2 rRNA genes are annotated in these 3,109 nt (G+C 53.4%); both read right to left on the bottom strand.

Annotation, left to right across the window (positions count from 1 at the left end):
- Positions 1-5: 5 nt before the first annotated feature.
- A 5S ribosomal RNA gene (gene rrf / locus N5C09_RS21320) occupies positions 6-121 on the bottom strand.
- Between the two features lie 64 nt (positions 122-185).
- Positions 186-3,089, bottom strand: a 23S ribosomal RNA gene (locus N5C09_RS21315).
- Between the last annotated feature and the right edge of the window lie 20 nt (positions 3,090-3,109).

Here is a 3,109-nt window from a genome sequence, read left to right as displayed (position 1 = left end):
TTGATGCCTGGCAGTTCCCTACTCTCACATGGGGAGACCCCACACTACCATCGGCGCTACGGCGTTTCACTTCTGAGTTCGGCATGGGGTCAGGTGGGACCACCGCGCTAAAGCCGCCAGGCAAATTCTGTTATCTGTATCAGGCTGAAAATCGTGTCTCTTCGCCAAAACATCTTCGGCGTTGTAAGGTTAAGCCTCACGGTTCATTAGTATCGGTTAGCTCAACGCATCGCTGCGCTTACACACCCGACCTATCAACGTCGTCGTCTTCAACGTTCCTTCAGGAGACTTAAAGTCTCAGGGAGAACTCATCTCGGGGCAAGTTTCGTGCTTAGATGCTTTCAGCACTTATCTCTTCCGCATTTAGCTACCGGGCAGTGCCATTGGCATGACAACCCGAACACCAGTGATGCGTCCACTCCGGTCCTCTCGTACTAGGAGCAGCCCCCCTCAATTCTCCAGCGCCCACGGCAGATAGGGACCGAACTGTCTCACGACGTTCTAAACCCAGCTCGCGTACCACTTTAAATGGCGAACAGCCATACCCTTGGGACCTACTTCAGCCCCAGGATGTGATGAGCCGACATCGAGGTGCCAAACACCGCCGTCGATATGAACTCTTGGGCGGTATCAGCCTGTTATCCCCGGAGTACCTTTTATCCGTTGAGCGATGGCCCTTCCATTCAGAACCACCGGATCACTATGACCTGCTTTCGCACCTGCTCGCGCCGTCACGCTCGCAGTCAAGCTGGCTTATGCCATTGCACTAACCTCCTGATGTCCGACCAGGATTAGCCAACCTTCGTGCTCCTCCGTTACTCTTTGGGAGGAGACCGCCCCAGTCAAACTACCCACCAGACACTGTCCGCAACCCGGATTACGGGTCTACGTTAGAACACCAGCCATTAAAGGGTGGTATTTCAAGGTCGGCTCCACGCAGACTGGCGTCCACGCTTCAAAGCCTCCCACCTATCCTACACATCAAGGACCAGTGTTCAGTGTCAAGCTATAGTAAAGGTTCACGGGGTCTTTCCGTCTTGCCGCGGGTACACTGCATCTTCACAGCGAGTTCAATTTCACTGAGTCTCGGGTGGAGACAGCCTGGCCATCATTACGCCATTCGTGCAGGTCGGAACTTACCCGACAAGGAATTTCGCTACCTTAGGACCGTTATAGTTACGGCCGCCGTTTACCGGGGCTTCGATCAAGAGCTTCGCGTTGCCGCTAACCCCATCAATTAACCTTCCGGCACCGGGCAGGCGTCACACCGTATACGTCCACTTTCGTGTTTGCACAGTGCTGTGTTTTTAATAAACAGTTGCAGCCAGCTGGTATCTTCGACTGATTTCAGCTCCGTCCGCAGGGACTTCACCTACATATCAGCGTGCCTTCTCCCGAAGTTACGGCACCATTTTGCCTAGTTCCTTCACCCGAGTTCTCTCAAGCGCCTTGGTATTCTCTACCTGACCACCTGTGTCGGTTTGGGGTACGATTTCGTGTTACCTGATGCTTAGAGGCTTTTCCTGGAAGCAGGGCATTTATCACTTCAGCACCGTAGTGCCTCGTCATCACACCTCAGCGTTAAAAGGTACCGGATTTACCTGGAACCTCCGCCTACATGCTTAAACCGGGACAACCGTCGCCCGGCTGACATAGCCTTCTCCGTCCCCCCTTCGCAGTAACACCAAGTACAGGAATATTAACCTGTTTCCCATCGACTACGCCTTTCGGCCTCGCCTTAGGGGTCGACTCACCCTGCCCCGATTAACGTTGGACAGGAACCCTTGGTCTTCCGGCGAGCGGGCTTTTCACCCGCTTTATCGTTACTTATGTCAGCATTCGCACTTCTGATACCTCCAGCAACCCTCACAGGCCACCTTCAACGGCTTACAGAACGCTCCCCTACCCAACAACACATAGTGTCGCTGCCGCAGCTTCGGTGCATGGTTTAGCCCCGTTACATCTTCCGCGCAGGCCGACTCGACCAGTGAGCTATTACGCTTTCTTTAAATGATGGCTGCTTCTAAGCCAACATCCTGGCTGTCTGTGCCTTCCCACATCGTTTCCCACTTAACCATGACTTTGGGACCTTAGCTGGCGGTCTGGGTTGTTTCCCTCTTCACGACGGACGTTAGCACCCGCCGTGTGTCTCCCGTGATAACATTCTTCGGTATTCGTAGTTTGCATCGGGTTGGTAAGCCGGGATGGCCCCCTAGCCGAAACAGTGCTCTACCCCCGAAGATGAGTTCACGAGGCGCTACCTAAATAGCTTTCGGGGAGAACCAGCTATCTCCCGGTTTGATTGGCCTTTCACCCCCAGCCACAGGTCATCCGCTAATTTTTCAACATTAGTCGGTTCGGTCCTCCAGTTAGTGTTACCCAACCTTCAACCTGCCCATGGCTAGATCACCGGGTTTCGGGTCTATACCCTGCAACTTAACGCCCAGTTAAGACTCGGTTTCCCTTCGGCTCCCCTATACGGTTAACCTTGCTACAGAATATAAGTCGCTGACCCATTATACAAAAGGTACGCAGTCACCCCATAAAGAGGCTCCCACTGCTTGTACGTACACGGTTTCAGGTTCTTTTTCACTCCCCTCGCCGGGGTTCTTTTCGCCTTTCCCTCACGGTACTGGTTCACTATCGGTCAGTCAGGAGTATTTAGCCTTGGAGGATGGTCCCCCCATATTCAGACAGGATACCACGTGTCCCGCCCTACTCTTCGAGTTCACAACAAGTGTGTTTTCGTGTACGGGACTATCACCCTGTACCGTCGGACTTTCCAGACCGTTCCACTAACACACAAGCTGATTCAGACTCCGGGCTGCTCCCCGTTCGCTCGCCGCTACTGGGGGAATCTCGGTTGATTTCTTTTCCTCGGGGTACTTAGATGTTTCAGTTCCCCCGGTTCGCCTCGTTAACCTATGTATTCAGTTAACGATAGTGCAACGGATTGCACTGGGTTTCCCCATTCGGACATCGACGGGTCAAAGGTTCATATCACCTCGCCGTCGCTTTTCGCAGATTAGCACGTCCTTCATCGCCTCTGACTGCCAGGGCATCCACCGTGTACGCTTAGTCGCTTAACCTCACAACCCGAAGATGTTTC

It is taken from the genome of Enterobacter sp. GD03975 (assembly GCF_029838645.1).
In the GTDB taxonomy this organism is placed as follows: Bacteria; Pseudomonadota; Gammaproteobacteria; order Enterobacterales; family Enterobacteriaceae; genus Enterobacter; species Enterobacter quasihormaechei.
The sequence above is the reverse complement of the archived record's forward strand: the minus strand, read 5'-3'. Positions and strand labels throughout refer to the sequence as shown.